This window comes from Pararhizobium polonicum, from assembly GCF_001687365.1.
Classification (GTDB): Bacteria; Pseudomonadota; Alphaproteobacteria; order Rhizobiales; family Rhizobiaceae; genus Pararhizobium; species Pararhizobium polonicum.
This window is the reverse complement of record NZ_LGLV01000006.1, coordinates 46,803-72,860: the sequence shown is the minus strand read 5'-3', so window position 1 is coordinate 72,860 and position 26,058 is coordinate 46,803. Positions and strand designations below refer to the sequence as shown.

The following is a 26,058-nucleotide window of genomic DNA, read 5'->3' as shown; positions in this document are numbered from 1 at the left end:
GAAAAGCGTGACCGAAATCATGAATCTCCTGGCCGGCGTCAAAATCCTCAGTTTCAATCACTTTCTGGCCGGCCCGCTCGCAGCCCAGACAATGGCGGATCTGGGAGCGGATGTCATCGCGATCGAACCCGTCGAAGGCGCATTCCAGCGCAACTGGGCAGTGGCGGACCATTTCGTCGAGGGAGACAGCGTCAATCATATCGCCACCGGTCGCAACAAGCGGAGTATCGCGGTCAATCTGAAAGATCCCGGAGGGGTCACGGCAGTCCGGAAGCTGGTCGAAAGCGCCGATGTCGTCATGGAGAACTTCCGGCCCGGCACGATGGAAAAACTGGGGCTTGGCTACGAGACGCTGAAGGCGATCAATCCCGGCCTTATCTACGCGGTGGCGACCGGCTTCGGCACGGATGGCCCGTATCGCGATCGCCCCGGCCAGGATCTCCTGCTGCAGGCGATGTCGGGCCTTGCCGCCCGTACCGGCCGCTCCGATGGTCCGCCGACGGCGATCGGCGCCGTCATCATCGACCAGCATGCCGCCTCGCTCTACTGCACGGCGATCCTTGCCGCCCTCTTTGCCAAGGCCAAGACCGGCCAAGGCCGGCTTGTCGAGGTCAACCTCTACCAGGCGGCGATCGACCTGCAGGTCGAGCCGCTGACAGCCTGGCTGAATGGCGCGTCCTCGCCCGCCTCGCGTGGGCCTGCCGGGATCGCCTCGTGGTTCTCGCCCGGCCCCTACGGTATCCACGCCACCGCCGACGGCCATCTCGCCGTCTCGATGGCCACCCCGAAAGCACTCGGCGCGGCGCTCGGAATTACCGCGTTTGAAAGCTTTACCGATGGAGACAGCTTTGCCCGGCGCGAGCAGATCACGCTCACAGTGGCCGAAAAACTGAAGGAGAAGCCGACAGCAGAATGGCTGCCGTTGCTCGAAGCCGACAAGATCTGGCATGCGCCCGTTCAGGATTACCAGGATCTTCGGGCCGATCCGCAGCTCGTTCACATGGGCGCCTTCAAGACGGTTGAGGGTGCCTACGGCGCACCCGTGACCATGGTCATGCACCCGGCCCGCTACGACGGCCAGTCGCCGGATGTCAGACTGGCGCCGCAACGCCTCGGCGCCCAGACCCGCGAAGTCCTCAGCGAAGCCGGCTACAGCCAGAGCGAAATCGAAGCGCTTGTCGCAACCGGCGCAGTCGGAGCGAACTGATGGCTGGCTCGCTGAATATAGGCATGAAGGTCGTCAGCCTCTGTCATTACCTGCAGGGACCTGCCTGCTGCCAGTATCTCGCCGACATGGGCGCAGACGTCATCAAGATCGAACCGCTGAAGGGCGCCTTCGAGCGTCACTGGTCGGGCGGCAATTCCTGGGTGACGGATGTCAGCGCCTTCTCGCTGGCAGTCAACCGCAACAAGCGTTCGATCGCCATCGATCTGAAGTCGGAAGAGGGCCTTGCCATCGCCCGCGAGCTGATCACCGGCGCCGATGTTCTGGTCGAGAACTACCGGCCAGGCGTGCTCGACCGTCTCGGCCTCGGCTATGAGGCAGTGCGTAAGATCAACCCCTCCATCATCTACGCCTCCGCATCCGGGCTGGGTGCAACCGGCCCGGCGGCCAGCCGGCCGGGCCAGGACCTGCTGATGCAGGCCCGCTCCGGCCTCGTTGCTGCGACCGGCGGCGGTGAGGAAGGCCCCTCGGTCGTGGGTGCCGCGGTCATTGATCAGCACGGCGGCTCGCTGCTGGCGATGGGCATTCTCGGCGCCTATGTCCGCCGCCTGCAGACGGGCGAAGGCACGCGGGTCGAGTCCAGCCTGTTTGCGGCGGCCATCGATCTCCAGGTTGAGGCGCTGACCAAATATTATGCCGCCCCGGACAGGGCGAGCCGGATCAAGCGCGGCCGCAATTGCGGCAGCTGGTACCACGACGCGCCCTACGGCCTGTACAAGCTCGCCGATGCACACATCGTTCTGTCGATGAACGACGCCGGCAAGCTTGCCGAAGCGCTCGACAGCGACGAATTGCGGGCACTGTCCTCGATCGACCGTTATGCCGAGCGCGACCGTTATGCGGCGGTAATGGCAGCCACCCTTGCCCCACGCGCCTTTGCAGAGGTCGAGGCTGTCTTCAATGTACATGGCGTCTGGTTCGAGCGTGTCCAGTCCTACGAAGACCTGCGCGATGACCCGCAGGCCAACCACATGGGTGTGTTCGGCGAGATCGACGTCAACGGCAGGGCCGCCACGCTCATCAACCATCCGCTTCGCTACGACGGCGCCACGCCACCGCTCCGGCGCATGCCGCTTTATCCCGGCATCGACAGCCGGGAGATCATGACTGAACTGGGTTTGAATGCCGAAAGGCAGGCCGAACTCATCGGAAAAAGCGTCATCGGGCAGGCCGAGCCCGACCGATGACGCCAGCACCATGCCTTCGGGCCAATTGGAAGACAAGATGATAGACTTTTCACTGACAGATGACAGTCGGCTGCTGGTCGAGACTGTCCGCAGGTTTGTCGAGGCGGAAGTGCAGCCTCTCGAAGAAGCCACCGAGCACGATGCCCGCATTCCTCCCGAGGAACTGAAGCGGGTCAAGACCAAGGCGCAGGAGCTGGGTCTGTTCGCCATGAACATGCCGGAAGATGTCGGCGGCGGCGGTCTCTCCTGTGTGGATCATTGTTTGGTCGAGGAAGAGTTCGGCAAGACGTCCGATGCGCTGATCCGCCGCGTGTTCGGCCAGGTCTACCCCATGCTTCTCGCCTGCAAGGACGAGCAGAGGGGAAAATACCTGCTGCCGACCGTACGTGGCGAAAAGATCTGCGCGATGGCGATCACCGAACCGGGTGCAGGTTCCGATGCCGCCTCAATCAGCACTACCGCCGATCTCGATGGCGATGAATGGGTTCTGAGTGGCACGAAACACTTCATCAGCGACGGCGACATCGCCGATTACGTAATCGTCATGGCACTCACCGACAAGGAGAAGCGCGCCCGCGGCGGCATCACTCTTTTTCTCGTCGACAAGGATACGCCCGGTTTCAAGGTCGCACGCAATCAGCCGATGATGGGCCATCGCGGGTATGGCCATGCCGAACTGGTGTTCGACAATTGCCGCATTCCGGCCTCGGCCGTGCTCGGTGAGGTCGGCAACGGTTTTAAGCTGATCATGAAGAGCGTGCTTGAGATCCGTCTGGCGCATATCGGCGCCCGCGCCGTCGGCATGGCGACCCGTGCGCTGGAACTGATGCGCAAATATGCGGGCGAGCGCAAACAGTTCGGCCAACCGATCGGCGAGTTCCAGATGGTCCAGAAGCTGATCGCCGACAGCGCCATCGAGATCTTCGGCGTCAAGATGATGGTGCTGAACGCCGCCTGGGAAATCGACCAGGGCATGGAACCGCGCGACAAGGTGTCGATGATCAAGGTCGCTGCATCCGAAATGCAGGGGCGCGTCGTCGATCGCGCCATCCAGGTGTTCGGCGGCATGGGCTTCACCAAGGAAATGCCGCTGGAGCGCATGTACCGCGATGCCCGCGTGACGCGCATCTATGACGGCACGTCCGAAATCCATCGCATGCTGATTGCCCGCAGCACCATCAAGAACGGCCTCACTCTCTAAGGAAGACATGTCATGAGCGCGCAATCCCCCCTGACGGTCGGTTCGACCTTCTCCTTCCGCAAGACGATGACGGTTGCTGAACAGGCCATGTTCACCGGTATCAGCGGCAATCTCGGCCCGCTCTATGTCGACGCGCGCGCCGCCGAAAAGGCCGGGGCGGCCGGCATGGTCGCCTTCGAGATGGCGGTGTCGGCGCTTGCCACCACCTGCCTTGCCAGGCTCGGCGGTGCCGACCGTCGTCTCGGTGCGATCGAGCTGTCGTTCAAGGCACCGGTCATCGTCGGTCAGTCGATCCAGGCCACCGCCGAGATCATCTCCGTCGAAGGCGATGACGCTGTCTGCAGCATCACCTGCATCAACAGTGGCACCGGCGAAGAGGTCGTTTCCGGCAGGGCCCGCCTCGTACCCTTCGCTAAGAAGGGGTGATCCGATGTATCAAACGAAATCCTTCGACGACCTGGAAGTCGGGGAAAAGGTCACGATCTCCAAGACGATCACTGAGGCCGACGGCGCGCTTTACATCGCCGCGACCGGTGACTTCGGCCCGGTCCATGTGGATGAGGTCTATGCCGGAGCGACACGTTTCGGCAAGCGGCTGGCCCCCGGCATCATGGTGGCTGGCCTCTGCACCAGCATTCTGACGAGCGAGCTCGTCGGCGTGGTCGGTATTTCCATCGAGGACCGCTTCTGGTTTACCGGTCCCGTCGTTTATGGCGACACCATCACCTTCGAGGTGTGGATCGCCGAGAAGCACGAGGAAAACCGCACCATCATCTGGCAGGCAAGTGCCCGCAACACCGACGGGCTGGAGGTGCTGAAGGCTGAGGCTACACTGAAATTCCCCCGCAGGAAACCGGCCGCATGAGGAAGACGATGAAGACACCCAACCTGACGGGCCTGACGGTCGCGACGCTTCTGCCCTATCGCGACGACTTTTCCATCGACTGGGACGATTATGCCCGTGTCCTCGACCATTGCGTAACACCGGACGGCGTGACCGCGGCCCTCGTCAACGGCCATGCCGGCGAAGGTGGCCTGTTGACCGTCGAGGAACGCAGGCAGGTGGTCGAGCGTACTCGCGCCCATATTCCCAACAAGCCGCTACTTGCCGGCATCATTGCCACCTCGACAGTCGACGCCATCGCGGAAGCGAAGATGGCCGAAGCAGCCGGAGCCGATTGCGCCGTTCTGTTTCCGCCAGGTCCGCTCGGAGGTGGAGCCTCGGCGACGTCGCGGGCGCCGGTCGCCTATGTGCAGGCCGTGTCGCAAGCCATCAATATCCCGGTCTCGCTTTTCCAGTACCCTATCACCTCCGGCTATGGTTATTCCACCGAGACACTGTGCGAACTCGCGGCAATAGACGGCGTCATCGCGATCAAGGAAGGCAGCGATACCATGCTTGCCTATGACGAGAACTGGCGCGCCGTAAAGAAGGCCAGCCCGCATGTCTCGATCCTCGCCTCCAACTACAACTGGTTCCTGCCGCAGATGGCCGTCGGCGCAGACGGGATCCTGTCCGGGCTCGGCAGCCTTGCACCGCATCTCTTCGCCGAACTGTGGCTGGCAGCGGCGGCGGGCGATCTTGCGGGCATGCGTGCCGTCAACGACCGGCTCTACCCGATCGTACGGGCGATCTACGGCCCCTCGCCGCTCATCGACATGCACACCCGCATGAAGGCCGGCCTGAAGGCACTCGGCGTCATCCGCAACGCATCGCCGCGCCCGCCCATGATGCCGACGCAGGACGGCATCGCCGAGAATATCGCAACCGTCGTTGAAGCCGCCCGCAAGGCTGGCAACATCCGCCTGTCCTGAGGAGTAGCCGATGCAGGACGAAGCTTTCACGCATATCGTGCGGGTCGATATCGAACCGGAACACGAGGAAGCGTTCAACAGGTGGTATGTCGAGAAGCACTTTCCCGACCTGCTCTCCTGCCCCGGCTGGCTTTCGGCCAAGCGGTTCGTTTCGCTTGGCGGCGGCCCGCGCTATGCCGCCATGTACGAGGTGGCGGGACAGTGGGCCTTCGAGACGCCCGAATTTCTCAAGGTAAAGGGGTTTGGCCCCTTCGAGCCGCACATCAAGAATTTCACCCGGATACAGCTGCATCGGATCGACTGAGCCGAACGGGTGCGATGCATTTCAGGCCGCCACCATGCATTGCGGGTAGTGGCGGCCCAAGAACAACAAAAAGAAGAACGTGAATTCAAGGTTTCACAACTCCGGAGAGAACAACATGATGAAATCCTTATTGCGGGCGGGCACCGTCGCTGCCCTGATGCTATCCCCCGTCGCCGCCTTCGCGGCGTGCACCGCACCGGTCATCAGCGACGACAACCTCGTCGAAAAGGGCAAAGTGCAGCTTTCGATCAACCCAACCAACCCGCCGCAACAGTTCATCGACAAGGACGGCAAGCTGCAGGGTCTCAACGTCGAAATGGCTGCCGAACTCTCGAAGCGCCTCTGCATGCCGGTCGAACTCATCCGCATGGATTTTCCGGCGATGATCCCAGCCGTGAATGCCGGCCGCATCGATGGCATGAATACGGGTATGTTCTGGACTGAAGAGCGTTCCAAGATCATGTACCTGGTCCCGAACGGGCGCCAGTCGGTATCCGTGGTCGTCGCCCCGGACAGCGAGACGACCTATGCCACACCTGAGGAACTTCTCGGCAAGACCTCGGCCGTCGAAGTCAGCACCTACCAGATGAACTGGCTGAAGAAGTTCAGCGACGACAATGTCGCAAAGGGTGGAAAGGCCGTCGAGATGCGCACCTTTCCCACGGCCACCAACGTGGTCAGCACGCTTCTGGCGGGACAGACGGACAATGCCCTCTTGGTAGACAGCGTCGCCCGTGACCTCGTCAGCAAGGGCAGGGTGAAAGAAGCGCTGTCCGGTCTCGGAGCCGCACGCACGGCCATGGCCTTCCGCAACAAGGCCGTTGCGGAAGCGATCGTCAAGGCAACGACCGAGATGCGCGCCGACGGCAGCTACAAGGCTCTCTTCGAGAAGTTCGGTCTGACGCCGCTCAACGACAACGAACCGGTCGAAATCGCCGGCCCGGGCCCGGCCTGATCGCAAACGCTGCCCGTGCGCTCACGATTTCCATGCAATCATGAAGCGCGCGGGCTCAACGCTCTCATCGACCGCGCCGAACACATGTGCCGGACACCAAACAGGAGATGAACGTGCGCTATTTCGACCCGGCTGCATTCGTCGATTACCTTCTCAATTACTTCCTGATGGGCGGCGTCCTGGTCACCATCGGGTTGACCCTGGCGGGCGTCGCAGGCGGCCTTGTCCTCGGCATGATCATCGCGTTGATGAGAATGTCCGAGAACCGTGCCCTCTACGGTTTTGCACGGGTCTATATCTGGTTCTTCCGCGGAACGCCGCTTCTGATCCAGCTGGTGGTCATCTATACCGGCCTTCCGCAACTCGGCATCAAGCTCGGCGTCGTCGGTTCGGCCCTGGTTGGCCTCATCCTGCATGAAGCGTCGTATCTGGCAGAAATCATCCGCAGCGGCTTCATGTCGGTACAGCACGGCCAGCGCGAGGCCGCGCTGGCCCTCAGCGTTCCCAAGCGCACGATTTTCTGGCGTGTCATGCTGCCTCAGGCGTTCCGGTTGATGATCCCGCCATTCGGCAATTCCGTGAATTCGCTTCTCAAGGCCACATCGCTCGCCTCAGTCATATCGGTCGAAGAAATCATGCGGCGCAGCGACATGCTGATGCAGGAGCATTTCCAGATCCTTGAAGTCTATGCGGCGGCAGCAGTCTATTACCTTCTGCTGGTTTCCATCTGGGATCTTGTGCAGCAGCGCCTTGAGCATCACTTCGGCCGCGCCCTGGACCGCAATGCCAAACCCATTCCTGCCAAACGGCACTAATTTCCAGAAAGGCAGGTCAACATGAATTCCGACACCCTATCCGACAGCTCGCAGGCGACCGAGCGTTATGCTGTACGTATGGAAGCCGTCTACAAGCGCTACGGTGATTTCACCGCCCTGGCGGAAGTCGACCTGAAGGTCGAGAAAGGCGAGCGCATCGTCATCTGCGGTCCGTCCGGCTCCGGCAAGTCGACGCTGATCCGCTGCATCAATCACATTGAAAAGCACGACGAAGGCCTGATCTTCGTCAACGGCATCGAATTGCAGCGTGACCCCCGGTCGGTCGACAGGGTGCGGCGCGAGACGGGAATGGTCTTTCAAAACTTCAACCTGTTTCCGCACATGACCATTCTGGAGAACTGCGTTCTCGCGCCCATGTCGGCGCACCAGCTATCCCGCAAAGATGCCGAGGGCCGCGCCCTGTCGCTTCTGGAACGCGTGCATATCGCCGACCAGGCGCAGAAGTTCCCCGCGCAGCTTTCGGGCGGCCAGCAGCAGCGTGTGGCGATTGCCCGCGCCCTGTGCATGCAGCCGAAAGTCATGCTGTTCGACGAGCCTACCTCGGCGCTGGATCCGGAGATGGTGAAGGAGGTTCTGGAAACCATGAAAAGCCTGGTCGGCGACGGCATGACCATGATCTGCGTGACACATGAGATGGGATTTGCCCGCGAGGTCGCCGATCGCGTCGTGTTCATGGACAAGGGCCGCATCGTCGAACAGGCACCGCCCCACCAGTTTTTCACCGCACCGCAGACAGAACGGGCACGCTATTTCCTCGATCAGATCATTCACTGAAATGCGATGCCGGCAGGCAGAGGATCCACCCGCCTTTGCCGGCATCCGCTACAGCCCCTTTCGACGAAGAACGGATATCAGTATGCAACTCGGCATGGCCGCCTGTGTGTTTAGAAGCGTCGAGATCCTGACCGTCGCGCGCCACGCGGGCTTCGATTTTCTGGTCGCCGACATGGAGCACGGCGCCATGTCGCTCGGCGAAGCGGCGACGCTTTGTGTCAGCGGACGCATGGCCGGTTACCCAGTCTATGTACGTGTGCCGAAAGCCTCGTCCGACCATCTGACGCGGGCAGCAGATTGCGGCGCTCAGGCCATTATCGTCCCCCATGTCGACAGCCTTGCGGAAGCGCGCGACATCGTCGACAAACTCCGCTTTCCGCCCCGAGGCAACCGCTCCCTGCCAAGCCCGGTGGCTGCCGCCTCGTTCTGGCCAGTGTCGGCAGCAGATCTGATTGCGGCCTGCGACCGGGATTTTCGAATCTTTGCCATGATCGAGAGCATGCAGGCGCTTTCGGTTGTGGAGGAGATCGCCGCCTTAGACGGGCTGGACGGGCTGATCATCGGCTCACAGGATCTTGCCCAGTCGCTCGGTCATGCCGGCAATCTCACTCACCCCGATGTGGTCGCCGCCTTTTCGCGCGTTGCGGCCGCTGCGCGGGACAATGGGAAAGTCTTCGGCGTGATGGGCGTGCCACTTTCGCTTCTGGCGTCGCACGCCATGGCTCTGGGCGCCTCGTTGGTCGTTGCCACCAACGAGATCAACCTCTTGGCCGAAGCCGCTGTGAATTGTGCCAGAACGACCCGGAAACTGCTCGAAGAAGGAAAAAAGCGTTGACCGCATTGAAGATCACGATTGCCGGCGAAGTCTTTCCCGCCCGGCTGGAAATGCAGAAGGCGCCCGCCACATGCAGAAGCTTCCTGGCGCGCCTGCCGTTTCTTGAACGGGTCATCCATGTGCGCTGGAGCGGACAAGGGGTCTGGATGCCACTGGGCGACATGAAATTCGACGTGCCCTTTGAAAACGCCACGAGCTATCCGTCACCCGGCGAGATCATTCTTTATCCGGGTGGCGTCAGCGAGACGGAAATCTTGCTGGCCTATGGTCGGGTCAATTTCGCCAGCATGGCCGGGCAACTTGCCGGCAATCATTTCCTGACAATCACCGAAGGCCACGACCGTCTGGCTCTGGTTGGCCAGAAGGTGCTGTGGGAAGGCGCCCAGACGATCGCCTTCGAGCAGGCATAAGACGCAATCACGCAGAGAAGGAGCTGTCATGAGCGAACTGGATCTTGCAATCCGCGGCGGGACGATCGTCACCGCGAGCGACATGTACAAGGCGGATATCGGTATCGCCGGCGGCCGGATCGTGGCGATTTCAGACGAGATTACCGGCGCGAGAGAGGAGGTCGACGCCTCCGGCCTCTGGGTCATGCCCGGCGGCATAGACAGCCATGTGCATATCGCCCAGGATTCAGGACCGGGTATCGTCATGGCAGACGATTTCTCTTCAGCCACCGCCTCTGCGGCAGCCGGCGGCAATACCACCATCATGCCCTTTGCCCTGCAAAAGCGGGGGCAATCCTTGCGGCAATCCGTCGAGGATTACCGCAAGGTGGCTGAAAACCAGTGTTTCATCGACACGAGCTTCCACCTCATCATCTCGGACCCGACGCCGGCCGTTCTCGGTCAGGAATTGCCCGCTCTGGTGAAGGATGGATATACCTCGTTCAAGGTCTTCATGACCTATGACGACCTGGTGCTGAACGATCGCGAATTGCTGGACGTCTTCGATGTCGCCCGGCGCGAAAAGGCCCTCGTCATGGTCCATTGCGAGGGTTACGACACGATCCGGTTCCTGGCGGAACGGCTGGAGCAGGAAGGAAAGGTCGCTCCCTTCTATCACGCCGTTTCCCGCCCGGAGATCGTCGAACGGGAAGCCGCGCATCGGGCGATCAGCCACGCACAGCTTGTCGACGTTCCAATCATGATCGTTCATGTATCAGGCGCAGAGGCCATGGAGCAGGTGCGCTGGGCGCAGCAGCGCGGCCTCAAGGTCTATGCAGAGACCTGCCCGCAATACATCACACTGACCGCCGATGACCTCCAGGGCCTCGATATGGAGGGGGCAAAATACGTCTGCTCTCCGCCACCGCGCGACGCCGAAAGTCACCAGGCCATCTGGGAAGGTCTTTCGCAAGGTGTATTCCAGACATTTTCCTCCGATCATTGCCCGTTCCGCTACGAATCCCCGCACGGCAAGCTCAATCCCAAGGCCCGGTCGTCGTTTCGCTGGGTACCGAACGGCATACCGGGCGTCGAAACGCGATTGCCTATTCTGTTTTCGGAGGGCGTTTCCAAGGGGCGGATCACGCCGCAGGCATTTGTCGCGCTATCTGCGACCAACCATGCCCGCATGTACGGGCTCTATCCGCGCAAGGGTTCCATCGGCATTGGTTTCGACGCTGACATCTGCCTGTGGGACCACACGCGCAAGGAAACGCTGCGGCAGGAAATCCTGCATCACGGTGCAGACTATACGCCGTGGGAAGGGTTCGAAGTGACGGGCTGGCCCGTTGCCACATTTGTCCGGGGCAGCCTCGTCTATCGTGACGGACGGGTTCTCGGTCATCCCGGTCACGGGCAGATCCTTGCGCGTGGCATCAGCGAATATGTCAGCCGTCAATAGGCCGCAAATGCACATGCCAACAGCCCAAGGAAACACGATGCAACAGACAGCGACCCCGAACCACGCTTTCGGTGGCGTTTTCGCCGCGACCATCTGCCCGATGGCCCCGACCGGAGAGATCGATACCGACAATCTTGCCAGACACCTGGCAGCAGTAACCGGCACGGACGGGATAAGCGGCCTGCTCCTCAACGGTCATGCGGGTGAGAGTTTCGCGCTGGAGCGGGCTGAATGTGCAACGGTCATCAGGACTGCAAGAGCCATGGGCGGCAAAACCCTGATCGTTGCCGGCATCAATGCCGAGCGCACGGACATGGCCTCAACACTGGCACAAGATGCCGCCCGGGAAGGAGCCGATGCGGTCATGGTTTTCCCGCCGTTTTCCTGGGCGCTCGGTGCGGATGACCGACTGATCGTAGAACATCACAGGGCGGTGGCGGCAGCGAGCGGCCTGCCGCTGTTTCTCTTCCAGGGATCCGTCAGTGCCGGCAAGACGGCATTTTCCGCGGCGGTTCTGGCGCGCTTGCTGGAAATCGAAAGTGTCGTCGGCATTAAGGAAGGAAGCTGGGAAACTGCGGCCTATGACGCCACCCGCAGGCTTTCCAAACGGCTGCGTCCGGACGTCGCCGTCATGGCTTCGGGCGACGAGCATCTTTTCCCATGCTTTGCAATTGGCAGCGACGGCAGCCTTGTCAGCCTTGCAGCCGTCGTGCCGGAAATGATCGTCGCGCTGGAGCGCGCCGTCTCCAAGGGGGATCTGGCCGAGGGGCGCGCGCTCCATGACAGACTTTACCCGCTTGCGCGTGCAATCTACGGTGCACCCGGCCATCTTGCGACGCTCCGCATCAAGACCTGCCTGCAGCTTCTCGATCGACTTCCGAATGTCGCATCGCGTTCGCCCATCACGCAGCTCGAACCGGTGGAAATACGACAGCTGGCCGAGGCGCTCGCCGCTGCGGTCCGTCCTGCGCCTAGATGAATCGTCGGCATCGTAAACTTAACTGCCGCACGTCCATAGAAGAGCGGCAGTTAAGTTGACGACGCCTGCTCCTTGTTTCTCTATCCGACCATAAAACGGATACCACGAGAGCGGTTCTCCCGCGCGGAGGCATCCACAGCATCACTCCACTTTGAAACTCGAACCGTATTCTTTACAAATCTCACGGAGCATCCGTCGCAAGAGGCTTTTGGGTGACGATCTTAATGCGTCGGACAAAACGCGCGCATAGGGCTCCGCTGCAGGTCGGCAATCCAAAATAGAGAAAAGCTGAAGAATAGTCGGGAAAGCCGAACAATGTTGCCCATGAGAGAGCGGCGAACATGCCGGCTCCGCCGCCCGCGATAGTGCAGATCAGCATGCCGCGCTGCATTCTCTTTGGCCACATCCTCCAGGCAATGCCGAACAGCACACCAGCGAAAAGGGCCGGGACAAAACAGAGCAGGTAGAAGAATGGCAGAATGCTGAAGAAATCGACACGGGTACCTCCTAAATTTGCGATGTACAGGAGGTCGATCGGACCGACCACAATCAGCCAGAAGAAGAACGCCACCTCGACGACCAGCGGGCCAGCAATTGCGAAAACAAGGATTGCAGCCCAATCAAAATATCTGAAAATCGTCATCTGACCGCCAGCCACCCATTCCTATTGCATCCTCATGACTCTACCCGAACCGGCAAACGCGCAGGCCACGTCCCAACTCATTCCATCGAGCGATCGTACCTGGACAGAAGCGGAGGTTCTTTTCGCTGATATTCCTGCCTGCACGATCGAATTGCATCCTGCCGGCGTTGCGACCGGTGCGAGATAGAATGAAGGACGGGTATCCTTTGGCCCCGACCAGATCGCCATCCTCGGGGGCAAGTGTCGAGCCAATCCGTGGCCGCAGGCTTTCGACGTCGAAGATGTGCCAATCGACACCGCGCCTGAGAATGAAGTGGGAAAATGCCGCAGGATTGTCGCTCACGTTGCTCTGGGGCCGCAGCGTGCCTCGAAGATGGAAGGCAGACACAGCGATTTCGATATCCTGCTCGTAACCGGCGATGGTGCGCCGCAAGCGCGAATAGTCTTAGATACCCCAATCTTGAGCGCCAAAGCCATTAGTACGGATGCCCTACTGGCTTGCTGAGCCGTCGAACAGAATTGACCTTGGGGCGTCATGACACGCCAGTCACAAAGCTGTCCGACATTCAAGAACAAACAAAGAAGGCGCCTCTCCCGACGTCTGTACCGCTAGTACAGATGACCTAATGGGCATGGCATTGGTTTCCCGATAATCAATTCCAGCGGCTAGACACAGGAGTATGCCGCGTCTCGGGGACTTACAGGGACGCTCTTCCTTTGCGCATGATTGCGCTGAAATTCAGTTTAACAGCGAAACCTGCGTCTTCACGCCCGGATTGCCGCGAACTCAGGGAAAAATCAGCTGGATTGTCCCGCCATACCAAAGGTGAATACGTCATGAAAAAACTGCTTGCTATGGCAATATGCCTTTCTCTGACAGGCTGCGCAGGTTCTCCGATTGGCAATGCACTCGGCAATCAACGCTACCAGACCACCTGGGACATCATGAATACCTGGGTCGGTTCATCGGAAGACGATCTTGTAACCTCGTGGGGCCTACCTGATAGCAGTTATACGCTGTCCGACGGCTCCAAAATCCTCTCATACGAGCATGTGTGGAAAAAAAGCAGTATCCACGCACAGGAGTTCGGGTACAGATCCGCCGGCGATTACCGGAACTGCGTGCAGAAATTCCTGATTGAAAACGGAACCGTCACCAAGTGGGACGCTTCGGGAACATGTAAAAAAGTTCCCGATGGCAGCAAGCTGATTTCAAAAGACATTCCAATCCCACGACCAACACTGCGGTAACGGATGATGCAAGATCTCGCCCAACGCAGCAGGAGACGGAAATGCCAGCTATCCCACGTCGCATATGGCCGATACTCTACACTATGGCTACTGTGGCACTGCTGCCGCTAGCAAGCCATGTCGCGGCAGGGACCGATGCAGTTCTCCCCGGGAGCTCCGTGAAAACAAGAATCCAGGGCATGCTGGAGGAAGTCTATGCGTCTCGAAAGCCGGTTCGTTTCGAGCAAATCGACGTCGACGAAATCGTCCTGAAGCATTTTCCAAAGGGAACCGGAAGGACAGCGGTAAACGAAGCATTGAAGGCTTCCGTCTCCTCGAAAATCACGAAAAATGCGGCTGACGAGCTGGTGGTGCGCGATGACAGGGGCCGAGCCATGCTAGACCCGGATGCCCGGTCCATCGTCATCACCTTCCGGTTCGATGCCGCCGGCACGCTCACAAACGTAAAAGCTATTTATCTCAAGAGCCAATAGGGATCAGCGGGCGGCGCGAAGCCTGCACCGCTTGTGCCGGCTCTGTTGTTTGATCCCGGCATTTGCTGGATCGGATCGATGATGAATCTTTCCGGTTCTATTGTCCATCGTTTGCAGATGAATTCGTAGGGCGTGAGCCCCTTCAAGGTCTTGAGACGGCGACCGAAGTTGTACGCGGCGATGAAGCTTTTGAGATGGGTTCGGAGCGGATCGTGGTCGTCATAGTGGAAGCGCTTGACGGCCGCGTCCGTTATGGTGCGGTTCATGCGCTCGACTTGGCCGTTGGTCCATGGATGCTTGGGCTTTGTCAGCCGGTGTTCGATATCAAGGGCTTGGCAGGCTCGATCGAACGGATGCCCGCGCCAGATAGCCGTCGGCCCTGAACGGTTCCTCGGCAGATCGGCAAACTGGCTGCCGTTGTCGGTCACAACAATCTTGATCTTGTAGGGAACGGCGGCCACCAGAGCACCGAGGAATGCACGTGCCGTCGCTGTGTTGGCCTTGTTGACGAGTTCAGTGAAGGCGAACTTCGAGGTGCGGTCGATGCCAATATACAGATATAGCTTGCCTTCCCCCGTCTGCACCTCGGCGATGTAGAAGACGCCGATCGGGTAGGTTTTGAGCTTCTTCCTGGCAGGCTTGTCGCCCTCGACATCCGGCAAGCGAGAGATGCCATGGCGCTGCAAGGACGATCGCGTCAGGTGCGGGATCGTCGCTTGCAAGCTGTAGAGACAATCATCAAGAGGCAGAAGAGTGTGCCGACGGAAGGCAATGATCATCGCCGCGTCGTCACCGGACAGGACCGTGGACTTCGGTTCGCTTGGACCGGTCGGCAGATCTGCAACCGAGGTTCGCTTCTTCCATTTGGCAACGGTCTTCTGGTTTATGCCGCAGCGCTTGGCAAGCAATCTCAGGTTCTCTTGACTATGTTGTATCGCTCGACGGACCGCCTCTGTCGTCGTGGCGCTGCCGTGAAGAACCCGGCCCATAGTGCCTCCTTCCATTCAATGGATAACATTGCACCATCAAAGTCCGGGATCAAACACCTAGATGAGTTCCCCCGAAGAGGCGTGGTCCATTAACGCCGAAACCTGCCTTACATGATCTGAGAAACCGGGACCGAGACGGAATGCCTTTGTCCGCGGGTAGGGCTCGGAAACATCGACCGAACCAATGAGGCGGCCGGGTCGTGCGGCCATGACGACAACGCGGTTAGACAGATAGACGCTCTCGGTGGTGCTGTGGGTTACCATAACAATCGTACAACCAGTCTCACTCCAGATGTGCAGAAGATCGTCGTGCAATCGCGCCCGGGTGATTTCGTCGAGTGCGCCGAATGGCTCGTCCAGCAGGAGGAGTTGCGGCCTGGTAATCAGCGCACGGGCGATAGAGACGCGCATCTTCATACCACCAGAGAGTTCGCGCGGGTAAGCGTTGGCGAAAGTCTCCAGCCCGACCATGGTGAGACAGCGAATAACCTCAGATGCCAGATCCGCGGCGGAGCCCCGCAAGGTCAGTGGCAAAGCGACATTTTCTGAGACCGTCGCCCATGGCATGAGGCTTGGTTCCTGGAACACGAATCCGATCGAGCCAGCGCCGACAACCTGTCGACCATCGCCCGCCAATTCCACGCGACCCGCTGTGGCATTCGCCAGACCCGCAAGAATATAGAGAGCCGTCGACTTGCCACAGCCGGAAGGTCCGAGAAGACTGACAAACTCACCCTTGCCGACTGTAAGGTCCATTCGGTCGATCGCCAGTGTGCCGTTCGGATAGCGCTTGGTCAGGCCCTCGAGCCGGGCAACAATGACAGCGCTATTTTGCCTGCGTTCTTCAAGCCTCATCTTTCAACTCACTTTCATGCCAATGACCGAGCAGGGTCGAGGACAACCGGCTCATAGCGTGCCAGAGCACAACCCCGAACCCCGCAAGCAGAAAGAGCGCGGCAAACATCCGGGGGACGTCGAGCATCGTGCTGCTTTGGATGATCGTCCACGCAAGGCCAGTCGAGGTTCCACTGCCGGCGACGAATTCCGCCACGACGGCACCGATGACCGACAGTCCCGATGAGACCCGGGCGCCGGACAGAATGAAGGGCAATGCCGCCGGCAATTGCAGGCGCAAGAGCCGCTGCCAACGCGTGGCGCGATAAAGGGTGAAGACATTCTGCAGCCCGCGGTCGACGGATTTTATCCCGACGACGGTGGCCGAGAGCATCGGGAAGAAGGCAACCAGCCAGGACAGGATCAGCAGCGCAAGCCAAACCTTGGAAAGTCCGACCCAAATGATCACCAGCGGCGCGATCGCGATGATGGGCGTTACCTGGAGCGCCACAGCGTAAGGCCAGATGATCTTTTCCACCGTCCGGAAGAGCGCGATCAGAATGCCGAGGACGATCCCGCTTATCGTCGCGAGCACGAATGCGCTTAACGTCACCAGTGCAGTGTTTCCAAGCGCGCGCATCAGTCCACCGGCATTCGTCCATAACGATTGGAAGATGACGCTCGGGGCCGGGAGAACATAAGGCGGGATACCGCGCCAGCGCACGAAGACTTCCCAGGCGATGAGGAAGATCGCGCCGGCGATCGGGGGTACGAACCGATCGAATACCAGGTCGAGCGAACCGGTTACCCCGTCCGCGGTGATGACGGCCGCAGGCACCACAGCATCTTTATGTTCAGATATCGTCATAGGCTCGGCCTTTCCGCCCAACCTAGTGAGGCTGCTTGAACTGCTGCCGCGAGATCGAACAGGCGCTCCTCATCATGCCAGCGCGCCACGAGCTGGATGCCGACGGGAAGGCCTTCTGAAGTGAACCCGCACGGCACTGATATGGCCGGGTGTCCGGTAAGATTGAAGGGATAGAGCGCGGCGGCCCAGGCAGCATAGTCTTCACCATGGACTGGACACTGCGCGGCGGCCGGCCCAGGTGACCGTGTAAGGCTTGGTGTGGCGATCACGTCCACATGCCGGAACGCATGTTGCACACGGCGGAACAGTGCTGTACGCGCCTCTTGAGCCTGCGCGAGATCCGCCGCACTGAAGGACATGCCGAGGTCGGCGATGTTTCTGAAGGTCTCACCCCACATTGACCGCGCCGATGCGCCGAGCTGGCGCAGGCGTCCGGCATGGCCGACAGCACCGATGACCCTGTAGATGGCATGCGCGCCATCGAGAAGCTCCGGCTCAAGATCCGGTTGCAGGCACGCGCCGGCACGCTCCAGAACGCCGAGTGCGGCGCTGCAGCGGTCGCTTATCTCCGTCTCGACAGGATAGCCGCCCGGATTTGCGAGCCATCCGATTCTGGTCCCTTCGAGATTACCGCCACAGCGACTGACATCAGCGACGCGCGTCAGCGATGAAAGAGCATCGGTATCTGTCGGGCCGGACATGATCGCGTACATAGCCACAAGATCCTCGACCCAGCGCGCCATCGGCCCCATCGACGAATAGTTGCCAAAGGTGTCTGGGAAACTCTCATGCGGGATACGGCCAACGGTGGGCTTCAATGCCAGAGTGCCCGTGCAGGCTGCGGGGCAGCGTAACGATCCGCCGCCGTCCGAGCCGACGGCAAGAGAGCCGATACCCGCCGCCAATGCCGCTGCGGCACCACCGCTTGAGCCCCCCGGCGTAAGCTCCAGCGACCAGGGATTGCGGGTGACGCCGTGAAGGGCGGAATGCGTCGTGACTTCATGATAGAATTCCGACGTTGCAGTCTTGCCGATGAGAACAGCGCCGGCCGTCTTCAGCCGCGCCCAGACGACATCGTCTCGCTCCGCAATGATGTTCACCATCGATAACGATCCGAGGGTCTGCCTGTCGCCGACTGTGGCGATGCCATCCTTCACGGTCACCGGCACACCGCAGAGCGGCCCGGGATCCGCCCTCCGGGCAATCTCCACGTCAATGTTGCGGGCATCTTCCAGCGCGCGCTCATAGCGCGGTACCGCGATGCAGTTGATATCCGTCGTTGTGTCCTTGGCGCGCTGGATGGCCAACGCGACGAGCGCCTCGGACGAGATACTTCCCTCACGCACCATCGCTGCCTGCGTGAGGGCGGAAGCGTATAGTAGGTCGAGCCCGGCGAATGCAGGTTGTGCCTGATCGCGAAGCATGGCGTTCACTTCAAACCCGGAAGATAGGAGAGCGTATAGGCTTTCCTGAATTCCAAGTCAGCTGGATAGACGCCTGCCTTCACCATGTCAGCGAAAAAGTCCGCCCAGCGCGTATCCGTCATCGCACCAACGCCCTCGCCGCTCTCATTGGAAACGATATGGCGGTCCCGCATCTCGTTGATCGAGGCCTTCCAAAGTCCCTCGCCATAGGCGGGATCGGTGTTGATCGACGTCGCGAGCTTCATCGCGGGTGTGTAATCGCCAGTCATGCAGCTCTTCCAGCCTTCAGCCGTGGCGCTCAGGAACGCCCTGACGGCATCGGGATGTGCCTCGATATAGCTGTTCATACCAAAGACGGTCGTCGCATAGTTGAGATAGCCGTGATCTGCGAGCAACATGATCACCGGCGGCTGGTCGAGCTGGTTGCCGAGGTAATGGGCGTCCGCCGTGACATAGCCCTGCTGGATCGCGGTCTTGTCGGAGACGAAGACCGCAGAACTGTAGGTGTAGGGCCGCAACTGGTCGTCGGTGAAATCGAAACGGTATTTGAGGAACTGCCAGAATTCGCCGCGGGCAAAATCGGCCACCATCACCGGACGACCTTTGACGTCCTCCAGTTTGGATACCCCCTGCCCTGCATGAGCGACGAGGGTCTGGGGATCCTTCTGGAAGAAGGCCGCGACTGTGACGCCGGGTATACCCTGCTTGACCATATTGAGCGTGGTGAAACTTGATCCCATGCCGAGATCCTGCTCGCCGCCCGCAACCAGCATGGCGGTGTTGATGCCGGGTCCACCAGCCATCAGGTCGACATCGAGGCCTGCCGCCTCGTAGAGACCCGTCGCCTTGGCCTGGAAGAAACCGCAATGCTCGGCCTCGGGCAGCCAACCGAGACCGAAACGGATCTTGTCGAGTGCGGCAGCAGGGCCACTGGCGCCGAGCAGAAGCGTTGCGGCCATCATTGCAAGCCCGCTGACGCGGGTGGTCCTGGTTGACATTGTTGTTCCCCATTCTTGGTGTTGCGCGAGCACGCTACGTCAATAAATGTCCTCTTTACAGCGTCATTTTTGCGTATATATGTCCCATTTTTTGCACCACGAACATGAAGAGGGACAAACCGATGAACCAAAAGACCCTGCGGTTTCTCGAACAGGTCTCCCGTTACGGATCGATGCGGAAGGCCGCCGAAAACCTCAATATTTCCTCGTCCGCGCTCAACCGGCAGATCTTGGCCCTGGAAGAAGAAGTCGGGATGCCCCTGTTCGAGCGTCTTCCTCGCAAGCTCCGGCTGACGGCGGCTGGCGAAGTGCTGGTCGCGCACGCCCAAGCGGTGGAACGCGATTATCGCTCGACGATGGGCCGCATCGCGGCGCTGAAGGGAATGGAAAGAGGCACGATCCGGCTCTCTACCATGGGCGGATTGATCTACGGCCCACTCCTGGCCCTGGCCTGCGAATTCATCCGCCAACACAGCCGCATGCTGGTGCGTGTAGAAATCCAGCCGTCGCCCGAGGCGATCGCTGCACGCGTCATGTCGGGAGAAAGTGATATCGGGTTGGGTTACAACATACTACCCAATCCGGGCCTTCGTATTCTGCAGACAATCGACGTGGAAATCGGAGCAGTCGTTTCCCCAGACCATTCCCTCACACAAAAGTCGGCTCTTCGCTTATCGGACTGCATTCAGTATCCGATCGTGACGGGGACCGACACGATGGCGATCCGCAGCGTCATGGATCATGCCTTCGCCTCTGCCGAACTGCCCTTGCAGCCGACGGTAGAAACCGATTCGATCGAGGTCATCAAACAGTTCGCGATGAGTGGCAGCGCCATCACTTTCCTGAACCCCTTCGACATCAGTGCGGAGATGAAGCGCGGAGCGTTGATATGGCTGCCGCTCGTAGAACGTTATTTCCCCATCCCATCCCTTCGCCTCGTCGTCCGCTCGAAGGGCGTACTGGAGACTGCTGCGGCAAGGCTCGCTGAAAATATCAAGTCGCAGATGAGCGCATACAGCGGATGAATAGGCAGCGCCCACGGGCGCCTTGAACGGAATCGAACCAGAGAGCTTTCGCATACTGCGCGGAATCACGCCGTGTTCCCATTACGAAAAATGGCCGTGCCACGACCTTCGCAAGCAGCGCAGTCTCAGGGTCAAGGTACGAAGTCAAGGGATTGACGGACGACGCGATCGAAACTCGAAATTGCCGCCTGATGAACTAAATGACGTCGACACGCTGGACGCTGGCCTGTGTAAATCTATTGCAGAGCAAGCGCCGGATAGCCATCAGATTGGAAGGCCGTGTCCGCGAAAGTAAGATCTCTTCAGTCTCCGTGTGCTTGTAACGGACTTTCTGTGGGGCCTTCTCACCGTTGTCAGCGCTAGATCTTCAACGTCGCGTATAATCGGGAATAGCTCAACGGTTGCCAGCCACTTTTCCATCGTGCGACCTCCGAAAACCGTACCCGCTCGAATACGATTTGGCTGGCGCTTCCTACCCGAGATTGCGTTCCCAGTACCAGGCGACGTACATGTTCTTACGATCATGCCGTCGCTCCTTGAGGGCAGATCGGATCACACGGATGTCCTCCTTCTCGCAAGCCGCCCACACGAAGGTGTTCTGATCAATGGACGTAATCGCATTTTGGCCTTCCGCCAGGAGAATGCGATCGGCGCGGTCCGGATAATGGCTTCGGTGCAGCCAACGGACCTCCAGCGAATCAGTCGCCGGGAATGACTGCTCTTCCGCCGGGTCCTCAACTTCTATGATTGCTCGCATATACGTGCCCGCCGGAGCTTCGGCAGCAATGCGGGCGATGGCCGGCAGGGCACTTTCGTCACCGATCAGAAGCATGGACGGTGCCAGCGGAAGACTGCCACCCCCTGGCCCAAGAAGCGCAGCCTTGTCTCCGGTCTGTGCGTCGCGTGCAAAATCGGCGCCGGGCGTGGATATCCCAGGCGTCGGGTGTTGCAGGAAGTCGATCCAGAGTTCCTTGCGCTCAAGATCGACCATCCGGATTGTGTAGACGCGTACCAGCAGTTCGTCGTCCCCCTCCGGCCAGGCGATGCGTCCATCCTCGCGAAAACCCGGCCAGACCGGCGTTTTTCCCCTTGGAGGAACCAGCAGGCGGACATGCATGTCACCGCCGACAAAAGGCGTCACATCAGCGCAGGAAAATCTGACGCGGCGCATGCGTGGAGTAACATCTTCTGCGGAGACGACTGTTACTTCATGCAGGTTCGGCAGAATAGGCAGGGATACCGGTTCCGTCCACTTCAACTCCAGCGGCTGGTCGCCGGCAAAGTAAAACAGGTGTTCCGCGATGTCCGTGCGTGCCGCCTGAAGCGATTCTGATGTCGGACACTCAAGCTCGATCAGCAGTTTTCCATTGTCGGCCTGAACTGTCGCAAGGCCGCTCTTGCTTCGCAGAATCGCCAGATCATTGCTCCGCTCCACCTCGGCATGCTCGACAAAATGCTCGCAGATCTCGTCAAGCATCTCTGCGGCGCTGTGGGGAATGGCGATACCCGAGAGCTTGAAGGATTGGACGGCGTTCATGAGCGTTTCTCCTGGTGCCCGGTCACCGGGGCACCTTGACTGGCCATACGGTGGCGGCCGATCGGCAACATGATGGGCCGGGCGGAAATGGGGTCGGTGATGATGCGGCTCTCCAATCCAAAGACTCGCCGAACCATCTCCTCGGTCAGCACGTCTTCTGGTGTGCCGAAGACATGCACGCGCCCGTCCGCCATGGCGACGAGATAATCGGCGTAGCGCGCTGCCAGATTGAGGTCGTGCAGGACCATGACGACTGTCGTGCCCCGTGCCCGGTTCAAGTCTGTCAGAAGATCGAGAACCTCGATCTGGTGATTGATGTCCAGGAAGGTCGTCGGCTCGTCGAGCAGCAGGATATCCGTCTGCTGGGCGAGTGCCATGGCAATCCAGACACGCTGGCGCTGACCGCCGGACAACTCATCGACAGGCCGCTCCGCAAGATCGAACGTTTTCGTTGCGGCGAGAGCGCTGTCGACGGCTTCGTCGTCTTGTCGCGTCCAGCGGGAAAACAGGCTCTGGTGCGGATGCCTGCCGCGGCCGACAAGGTCGGCAACGGTGATGCCTTCGGGCGCGACAGGTGACTGGGGCAACAGGCCCAATGTGCGGGCAAGCTCGCGCGAGGGAGTGCGATGGATCGACTTGCCATCAAGGAGCACTTGTCCCTGTCTTGGCGAAATGAGACGCGACATTGTGCGGAGCAGCGTGGACTTGCCACAGGCATTGGCGCCGACGATCACGGTGATGTTCCCGGGTGATATCGTCAGGTCGAGTTCCTGCAGGATCGCGGTATCGTCATATCCGGCGGAAAGTCCGCTGGCGGCGAGGGAATGTGCAGTCACAGCGAGCCTCCGGTCCGGCTGACACGGACGATCAGATAAATCAGGTATGGTGCTCCAAGAGCGCCGGTCACCACGCCGACCGGATAGCGGCTCGGCAAGAGAAGCTGACCCGCATAATCGCCGGCGATTACGAGAGCGGCGCCGACCAGCGCGGATGGCACCAGCAGCGATCCATTGCCGCGGACGATACGCGCCGCAATCGGTCCGGACAGAAAGGCGACGAAGGCAATAGGCCCGGTGACGGCCGTCGCAGTCGCGATCATGCCGACGGCTGAGACGATGACCAGCATGCGGGTTCGCGCGACCCGGACCCCGAGGGCGGCTGCCGTGTCGTCACCCAGTTGCAGTGCCTCAAGATCGCGGGTGCGGCTGAGCAGAATTCCGCCGAAAAGCACGAGCGCGAGGAGCAAAGGCAGCGCCTGTTCAAGCTGCGCGCCGTTGACACTGCCGGTCAGCCAGCGCATCGCTTCCTGCAGGCTCCATGCGGGGGCGGCCGTGAGGATATAGGCGATAACACTCTGAAGCATGGCCGAAACGCCGATGCCGACAAGGATGAGACGCGTTCCGGCGACACCGTTGCGAAACGACAGTCCGTAGACCAGCACGGCGACACCGAGGCCAGCGACGACCGCAAGCACCGAGACCATGGGTCCCGTCATCGACAAGACGACGATTGCGAATACGGCCGCCGCCCCGGCGCCCGAGGTGATGCCGATAATGTCGGGACTGGCAAGTGGATTGCGCAGCATGATCTGGAATGCAACGCCGCCCAGCCCGAAGCACATGCCGGCAAGGATCGACAGAACGGCGCGCGGCAAGCGCAACTGTCCGACGGTAAAGGACGTGCCAGGCACGGCCTCGCCGAGCAGCACGCGCACGACATCCATCGGGGGCGCGAACGATTGCCCGACAGACAGGGTGATGCCGAAGATTGCCACGACGAGAGCCAGAAGCACCGCAAGCATCATGGAGTGCCTGCGCGCGCGGCGGCGGCGGTTGGTAATAAGGACATTGATCGTGGGCGAGAGAATAGTCACAGCTCCCTCACCCGCTGACGCCGAACGATCCAGATGAAAAACGGCGCGCCGATCAGCGCGGTGACGATCCCGACATCGATCTCGCCTGGCCGGGCGACGATGCGACCAAGAATGTCGGCACCGAGCAACAGGACCGCACCACCCAGTGCGGAAAACGGCAGCAACCAACGATGATCGACGCCGATCAGGTTCCGGCAGAGATGCGGAACCACCAGCCCCAGAAAGCCGATCGGTCCACACACGGCCGTCGTTGCGCCGCAAAGAAGGATAGCCCCGAGCGAGGCGATGGCTCGCGTAGCGGCGACGTGCTCGCCGAGGCCGGCGGCCAGTTCATCGCCCAGAGCAAGGGAATTCAGTTTTCGTGCCGAAAGCAGGCTGATCGCGAAGCCGATGGCGAGAAACGGCAGCACGGGAACAATGCGCTCGTAAGTCGCGCCGCCGACGCCGCCTACCTGCCAAGCGTGGATGCCACCCGCGATATCGCCGCGTGGCAGCACGACGGCGATGACCATGGAGGCGAAGGCGACCGAGGTCGCGGCCCCGGCAAGCGCAAGCTTGAGCGGCGTCGCGCCGCCTCTTCCGAGCGAACCTATCGTGTAAACGAAGACAGCCGCGCATCCCGCGCCGCCGATCGCTGTCCAGATATAGGCATGGGCCGACGACATTCCAAACCAGGCGACGCCAATGACGACGGCAAGCGAGGCTCCCATGTTGACGCCCAGGATGCCGGGATCGGCAAGCGGATTTCGAGTGACACCCTGCATGATCGCGCCGGCGAGTCCGAGTGCTGCGCCTGCAAGCAGCGCCAGGAAGGTCCGTGGAATGCGCAGCGCAACCGCCGCCTGGCCAATATTGTCCTGCACGCCGCAGAGCACCGCAGCAATATCGGCCCATTCGACGTCGCGCGTGCCAATCGTGACCGACAATATCAGGAAAATCGCCAGCACGGCGAGAAGTCCGGCAAACCAGAGGCCTCTCGCCCGGTTGGACCGGGCAGCAGGCAACCAGCGGTGGTCCAATGTCTTGAGGATAGCGGCTTTCATTTCGACTTCTTGGCCGCCTCGCTCAGCAGCGTCACGTAGTCCTTCAAAACCCATCTGATCGACAGCGGCGTTGGATTTGCGGCATTGCCGACGGGATCGTTGCCGAGCATCACTATCGATTCCCGCGCTACGGCCGGCATATGCAGCATTAGCGCGTTGGCTTTAAGAGCGTCGAAAAGCATCCCGTCGCCATAGGTCACCAGAATATCGACATCGTCGAAGTCATCGATCTGCTCGGCGCTTACCGAGCCTGCGAATTTTCCAGAATCCGATGCCTGCAAGACACTTTTCGGCGGCGTGAGACCGAGATCAGCGAAGAATTTTACCCGCGTGTCGTTGGTCGTATAGAAATTGACGATGCTGAGGTCCCATGCGCTGAGATGCGTGATGAACATCGCCGACTTCCCCTTGAGCTCGGGATATCCGTCAAGCGTGCGGGCGATGTCTGCCTCGATGTCGGCAATGAGCGCCTCGCCTTCGGCAGCCATGCCGAGACCAGCGCTGTTGAGGCGGATCATCTCGCGCCAGTCGGTCGACCACGGCGCCTGCGGATAGGCGACAACAGGAGCGATCTGGCTCAGCGTATCGTAATCCGCCTGGCTCAGGCCCGAGTAAGCAGCCAGGATCACGTCGGGACGGGTCGCCGCGACCGCCTCGAAATCGATGCCATCTCCCTCGTCGAATAGCAGCGGCATGTCGCCCTTCAATTCCCCTAGCCGAGCGGCCACCCATGGCAGGATACCGTCTCCATCGTCATCTCCGAAGTTGGCACGCGCCATGCCGACCGGAACGATGCCGAGCGCGAGCGGAACCTCGTGGTTCGCCCAGGCGACGGTCGCAACCCGTTCCGGCTTCTTCTCGATGATCGTCGTGCCGAAGGCATGTTTTATGCTTATCGGATACGAGGCACCTTCCCCGGCCAATGCGGTTCCCTGCGTGGCAATCCAGACACAAGCTATCATGGCCTGCACGGCGAAACGAAACAGCTTCATCGCCATACTCCATCCAACAATATAAGTTGACCCCAACTCTCAGCTTAGTTGCGCGGCGTCAACGGCAAAGCCACCACTATGTGGAAAGTGGGCATAGATTTCCGTGGGATCCTACAAAACCGGGGAATTGTACAATACCGGACAAA

Annotated in this window: 29 protein-coding genes; 17 read left to right on the top strand and 12 right to left on the bottom strand. The window is 60.4% G+C overall.

Annotation, left to right across the window (positions count from 1 at the left end):
• The first annotated feature begins 19 nt into the window (after positions 1-19).
• The 14 genes from ADU59_RS09235 to ADU59_RS09170 all read left to right on the top strand — a co-directional run bounded on the left by ADU59_RS09235 (position 20) and on the right by ADU59_RS09170 (position 11,962).
• Positions 20-1,207, top strand: coding sequence for a CaiB/BaiF CoA transferase family protein (locus tag ADU59_RS09235; RefSeq protein WP_068954115.1), 1,188 nt, complete (start codon positions 20-22; stop codon positions 1,205-1,207).
• On the top strand, positions 1,207-2,412 hold the full coding sequence (locus ADU59_RS09230; RefSeq protein ID WP_068953820.1) for a CaiB/BaiF CoA transferase family protein: 1,206 nt from the start codon (positions 1,207-1,209) through the stop codon (positions 2,410-2,412). Before ADU59_RS09235 ends, ADU59_RS09230 begins: the two co-directional genes overlap by 1 nt.
• 37 nt (positions 2,413-2,449) lie before the next feature.
• Entirely contained in the window at positions 2,450-3,613 is a 1,164-nt protein-coding gene (locus ADU59_RS09225) for an acyl-CoA dehydrogenase family protein (protein WP_068953819.1), read from the top strand.
• Positions 3,614-3,625: 12 nt separating this feature from the next.
• Positions 3,626-4,039 carry a MaoC/PaaZ C-terminal domain-containing protein gene (locus ADU59_RS09220; RefSeq protein ID WP_068953818.1) on the top strand — a complete coding sequence of 138 codons (414 nt, stop codon included), beginning with the start codon at positions 3,626-3,628 and terminating at the stop codon, positions 4,037-4,039.
• A gap of 4 nt (positions 4,040-4,043) precedes the next feature.
• A complete protein-coding gene (locus ADU59_RS09215) occupies positions 4,044-4,478 on the top strand; it encodes a MaoC family dehydratase (RefSeq protein WP_068953817.1) in 435 nt (144 codons plus the stop codon).
• A complete protein-coding gene (locus ADU59_RS09210; protein ID WP_068953816.1) occupies positions 4,475-5,428 on the top strand; it encodes a dihydrodipicolinate synthase family protein in 954 nt (317 codons plus the stop codon). Before ADU59_RS09215 ends, ADU59_RS09210 begins: the two co-directional genes overlap by 4 nt.
• A gap of 10 nt (positions 5,429-5,438) precedes the next feature.
• Positions 5,439-5,732, top strand: a complete 294-nt coding sequence (locus ADU59_RS09205) for a DUF4286 family protein (protein ID WP_068953815.1) — start codon at positions 5,439-5,441, stop codon at positions 5,730-5,732.
• Positions 5,733-5,847: 115 nt separating this feature from the next.
• A complete protein-coding gene (locus ADU59_RS09200; protein ID WP_068953814.1) occupies positions 5,848-6,687 on the top strand; it encodes an ABC transporter substrate-binding protein in 840 nt (279 codons plus the stop codon).
• A 167-nt stretch (positions 6,688-6,854) separates the two neighbouring features.
• Entirely contained in the window at positions 6,855-7,502 is a 648-nt protein-coding gene (locus ADU59_RS09195; RefSeq protein ID WP_425332008.1) for an amino acid ABC transporter permease, read from the top strand.
• Positions 7,503-7,523: 21 nt separating this feature from the next.
• The gene (locus ADU59_RS09190) at positions 7,524-8,297 is read left to right on the top strand and encodes an amino acid ABC transporter ATP-binding protein (RefSeq protein ID WP_068953813.1); all 774 of its coding nucleotides are present in this window, start codon (positions 7,524-7,526) and stop codon (positions 8,295-8,297) included.
• An 82-nt stretch (positions 8,298-8,379) separates the two neighbouring features.
• Positions 8,380-9,132 (top strand): HpcH/HpaI aldolase family protein, encoded by a 753-nt coding sequence (locus ADU59_RS09185; protein WP_202970065.1) that lies wholly within the window; start codon positions 8,380-8,382, stop codon positions 9,130-9,132.
• Positions 9,129-9,542, top strand: coding sequence for a DUF3830 family protein (locus ADU59_RS09180; protein WP_083198183.1), 414 nt, complete (start codon positions 9,129-9,131; stop codon positions 9,540-9,542). Before ADU59_RS09185 ends, ADU59_RS09180 begins: the two co-directional genes overlap by 4 nt.
• Positions 9,543-9,570: 28 nt before the next feature.
• Complete coding sequence (gene hydA, locus ADU59_RS09175) at positions 9,571-10,983, top strand: dihydropyrimidinase (protein WP_068953812.1); 1,413 nt, start codon at positions 9,571-9,573, stop codon at positions 10,981-10,983.
• A 37-nt stretch (positions 10,984-11,020) separates the two neighbouring features.
• On the top strand, positions 11,021-11,962 hold the full coding sequence (locus ADU59_RS09170) for a dihydrodipicolinate synthase family protein (protein ID WP_068953811.1): 942 nt from the start codon (positions 11,021-11,023) through the stop codon (positions 11,960-11,962).
• Between the two features lie 181 nt (positions 11,963-12,143).
• On the opposite strand, the gene ADU59_RS09165 is transcribed toward ADU59_RS09170, so the two are convergent.
• Both ADU59_RS09165 and ADU59_RS09160 read right to left on the bottom strand, forming a co-directional pair.
• On the bottom strand, positions 12,144-12,605 hold the full coding sequence (locus ADU59_RS09165; RefSeq protein ID WP_068953810.1) for a hypothetical protein: 462 nt from the start codon (positions 12,603-12,605) through the stop codon (positions 12,144-12,146).
• Positions 12,606-12,645: 40 nt separating this feature from the next.
• Positions 12,646-13,038 (bottom strand): hypothetical protein, encoded by a 393-nt coding sequence (locus ADU59_RS09160; protein WP_068953809.1) that lies wholly within the window; start codon positions 13,036-13,038, stop codon positions 12,646-12,648.
• A gap of 290 nt (positions 13,039-13,328) precedes the next feature.
• Between ADU59_RS09160 and ADU59_RS09155 the strand changes: the two genes are divergently transcribed.
• Together ADU59_RS09155 and ADU59_RS09150 are read left to right on the top strand one after the other, a co-directional pair.
• Entirely contained in the window at positions 13,329-13,856 is a 528-nt protein-coding gene (locus tag ADU59_RS09155) for a hypothetical protein (protein ID WP_202970064.1), read from the top strand.
• A gap of 179 nt (positions 13,857-14,035) precedes the next feature.
• The gene (locus ADU59_RS09150) at positions 14,036-14,329 is read left to right on the top strand and encodes a DUF6393 family protein (protein ID WP_068953807.1); all 294 of its coding nucleotides are present in this window, start codon (positions 14,036-14,038) and stop codon (positions 14,327-14,329) included.
• On the opposite strand, the gene ADU59_RS09145 is transcribed toward ADU59_RS09150, so the two are convergent.
• Genes ADU59_RS09145 through ADU59_RS09125 form a run of 5 tightly spaced genes read right to left on the bottom strand, consistent with a single transcriptional unit; the run spans position 14,311 to position 19,442 of the window.
• The gene (locus tag ADU59_RS09145) at positions 14,311-15,318 is read right to left on the bottom strand and encodes an IS481 family transposase (RefSeq protein WP_244506382.1); all 1,008 of its coding nucleotides are present in this window, start codon (positions 15,316-15,318) and stop codon (positions 14,311-14,313) included. The two genes, ADU59_RS09150 and ADU59_RS09145, sit on opposite strands and share 19 nt — an antisense overlap.
• A 57-nt stretch (positions 15,319-15,375) precedes the next feature.
• Positions 15,376-16,173: an ABC transporter ATP-binding protein gene (locus tag ADU59_RS09140; protein WP_068953806.1), complete on the bottom strand. Its 798-nt coding sequence runs from the start codon at positions 16,171-16,173 to the stop codon at positions 15,376-15,378.
• Complete coding sequence (locus ADU59_RS09135) at positions 16,163-17,041, bottom strand: ABC transporter permease (RefSeq protein WP_244506381.1); 879 nt, start codon at positions 17,039-17,041, stop codon at positions 16,163-16,165. Before ADU59_RS09135 ends, ADU59_RS09140 begins: the two co-directional genes overlap by 11 nt.
• Positions 17,017-18,444 (bottom strand): amidase, encoded by a 1,428-nt coding sequence (locus tag ADU59_RS09130; protein WP_068954111.1) that lies wholly within the window; start codon positions 18,442-18,444, stop codon positions 17,017-17,019. Before ADU59_RS09130 ends, ADU59_RS09135 begins: the two co-directional genes overlap by 25 nt.
• Before the next feature lie 5 nt (positions 18,445-18,449).
• Positions 18,450-19,442 (bottom strand): ABC transporter substrate-binding protein, encoded by a 993-nt coding sequence (locus ADU59_RS09125; protein ID WP_068953804.1) that lies wholly within the window; start codon positions 19,440-19,442, stop codon positions 18,450-18,452.
• A gap of 122 nt (positions 19,443-19,564) precedes the next feature.
• On the opposite strand from ADU59_RS09125, the gene ADU59_RS09120 reads away from it, so the two are divergent.
• Positions 19,565-20,467 carry a LysR family transcriptional regulator gene (locus ADU59_RS09120; protein WP_068953803.1) on the top strand — a complete coding sequence of 301 codons (903 nt, stop codon included), beginning with the start codon at positions 19,565-19,567 and terminating at the stop codon, positions 20,465-20,467.
• Between the two features lie 472 nt (positions 20,468-20,939).
• Here ADU59_RS09120 and ADU59_RS09115 read toward each other — a convergent pair whose 3' ends face one another.
• Genes ADU59_RS09115 through ADU59_RS09095 form a run of 5 tightly spaced genes read right to left on the bottom strand, consistent with a single transcriptional unit; the run spans position 20,940 to position 25,912 of the window.
• Positions 20,940-22,004 (bottom strand): DUF2218 domain-containing protein, encoded by a 1,065-nt coding sequence (locus ADU59_RS09115; protein WP_068953802.1) that lies wholly within the window; start codon positions 22,002-22,004, stop codon positions 20,940-20,942.
• A complete protein-coding gene (locus ADU59_RS09110) occupies positions 22,001-22,840 on the bottom strand; it encodes an ABC transporter ATP-binding protein (RefSeq protein WP_068953801.1) in 840 nt (279 codons plus the stop codon). The genes ADU59_RS09115 and ADU59_RS09110 overlap by 4 nt, the downstream gene beginning before the upstream one ends.
• A complete protein-coding gene (locus ADU59_RS09105; RefSeq protein WP_068953800.1) occupies positions 22,837-23,877 on the bottom strand; it encodes a FecCD family ABC transporter permease in 1,041 nt (346 codons plus the stop codon). The genes ADU59_RS09110 and ADU59_RS09105 overlap by 4 nt, the downstream gene beginning before the upstream one ends.
• Positions 23,874-24,920, bottom strand: a complete 1,047-nt coding sequence (locus tag ADU59_RS09100; RefSeq protein WP_068953799.1) for a FecCD family ABC transporter permease — start codon at positions 24,918-24,920, stop codon at positions 23,874-23,876. The genes ADU59_RS09105 and ADU59_RS09100 overlap by 4 nt, the downstream gene beginning before the upstream one ends.
• Complete coding sequence (locus ADU59_RS09095; RefSeq protein WP_068953798.1) at positions 24,917-25,912, bottom strand: iron-siderophore ABC transporter substrate-binding protein; 996 nt, start codon at positions 25,910-25,912, stop codon at positions 24,917-24,919. Before ADU59_RS09095 ends, ADU59_RS09100 begins: the two co-directional genes overlap by 4 nt.
• Positions 25,913-26,058 lie beyond the last annotated feature (146 nt).

Bases quoted from the DNA above. Each gene is read 5' to 3' on its own strand.
- ADU59_RS09205 (WP_068953815.1), top strand. From the start codon at position 5,439: ATGCAGGACGAAGCTTTCACGCATATCGTGCGGGTCGATATCGAACCG.
- ADU59_RS09195 (WP_425332008.1), top strand. From the start codon at position 6,855: ATGGGCGGCGTCCTGGTCACCATCGGGTTGACCCTGGCGGGCGTCGCA.
- ADU59_RS09215 (WP_068953817.1), top strand. From the start codon at position 4,044: ATGTATCAAACGAAATCCTTCGACGACCTGGAAGTCGGGGAAAAGGTC.
- ADU59_RS09200 (WP_068953814.1), top strand. From the start codon at position 5,848: ATGATGAAATCCTTATTGCGGGCGGGCACCGTCGCTGCCCTGATGCTA.
- ADU59_RS09185 (WP_202970065.1), top strand. From the start codon at position 8,380: ATGCAACTCGGCATGGCCGCCTGTGTGTTTAGAAGCGTCGAGATCCTG.
- ADU59_RS09145 (WP_244506382.1), bottom strand. From the start codon at position 15,318: ATGGGCCGGGTTCTTCACGGCAGCGCCACGACGACAGAGGCGGTCCGT.
- ADU59_RS09225 (WP_068953819.1), top strand. From the start codon at position 2,450: ATGATAGACTTTTCACTGACAGATGACAGTCGGCTGCTGGTCGAGACT.
- ADU59_RS09220 (WP_068953818.1), top strand. From the start codon at position 3,626: ATGAGCGCGCAATCCCCCCTGACGGTCGGTTCGACCTTCTCCTTCCGC.
- ADU59_RS09155 (WP_202970064.1), top strand. From the start codon at position 13,329: ATGATTGCGCTGAAATTCAGTTTAACAGCGAAACCTGCGTCTTCACGC.
- ADU59_RS09235 (WP_068954115.1), top strand. From the start codon at position 20: ATGAATCTCCTGGCCGGCGTCAAAATCCTCAGTTTCAATCACTTTCTG.
- ADU59_RS09170 (WP_068953811.1), top strand. From the start codon at position 11,021: ATGCAACAGACAGCGACCCCGAACCACGCTTTCGGTGGCGTTTTCGCC.
- ADU59_RS09210 (WP_068953816.1), top strand. From the start codon at position 4,475: ATGAGGAAGACGATGAAGACACCCAACCTGACGGGCCTGACGGTCGCG.
- ADU59_RS09230 (WP_068953820.1), top strand. From the start codon at position 1,207: ATGGCTGGCTCGCTGAATATAGGCATGAAGGTCGTCAGCCTCTGTCAT.
- ADU59_RS09190 (WP_068953813.1), top strand. From the start codon at position 7,524: ATGAATTCCGACACCCTATCCGACAGCTCGCAGGCGACCGAGCGTTAT.
- ADU59_RS09095 (WP_068953798.1), bottom strand. From the start codon at position 25,912: ATGAAGCTGTTTCGTTTCGCCGTGCAGGCCATGATAGCTTGTGTCTGG.
- ADU59_RS09100 (WP_068953799.1), bottom strand. From the start codon at position 24,920: ATGAAAGCCGCTATCCTCAAGACATTGGACCACCGCTGGTTGCCTGCT.
- ADU59_RS09130 (WP_068954111.1), bottom strand. From the start codon at position 18,444: ATGCTTCGCGATCAGGCACAACCTGCATTCGCCGGGCTCGACCTACTA.
- ADU59_RS09165 (WP_068953810.1), bottom strand. From the start codon at position 12,605: ATGACGATTTTCAGATATTTTGATTGGGCTGCAATCCTTGTTTTCGCA.
- ADU59_RS09125 (WP_068953804.1), bottom strand. From the start codon at position 19,442: ATGTCAACCAGGACCACCCGCGTCAGCGGGCTTGCAATGATGGCCGCA.
- hydA (WP_068953812.1), top strand. From the start codon at position 9,571: ATGAGCGAACTGGATCTTGCAATCCGCGGCGGGACGATCGTCACCGCG.
- ADU59_RS09120 (WP_068953803.1), top strand. From the start codon at position 19,565: ATGAACCAAAAGACCCTGCGGTTTCTCGAACAGGTCTCCCGTTACGGA.
- ADU59_RS09140 (WP_068953806.1), bottom strand. From the start codon at position 16,173: ATGAGGCTTGAAGAACGCAGGCAAAATAGCGCTGTCATTGTTGCCCGG.
- ADU59_RS09115 (WP_068953802.1), bottom strand. From the start codon at position 22,004: ATGAACGCCGTCCAATCCTTCAAGCTCTCGGGTATCGCCATTCCCCAC.
- ADU59_RS09150 (WP_068953807.1), top strand. From the start codon at position 14,036: ATGCTGGAGGAAGTCTATGCGTCTCGAAAGCCGGTTCGTTTCGAGCAA.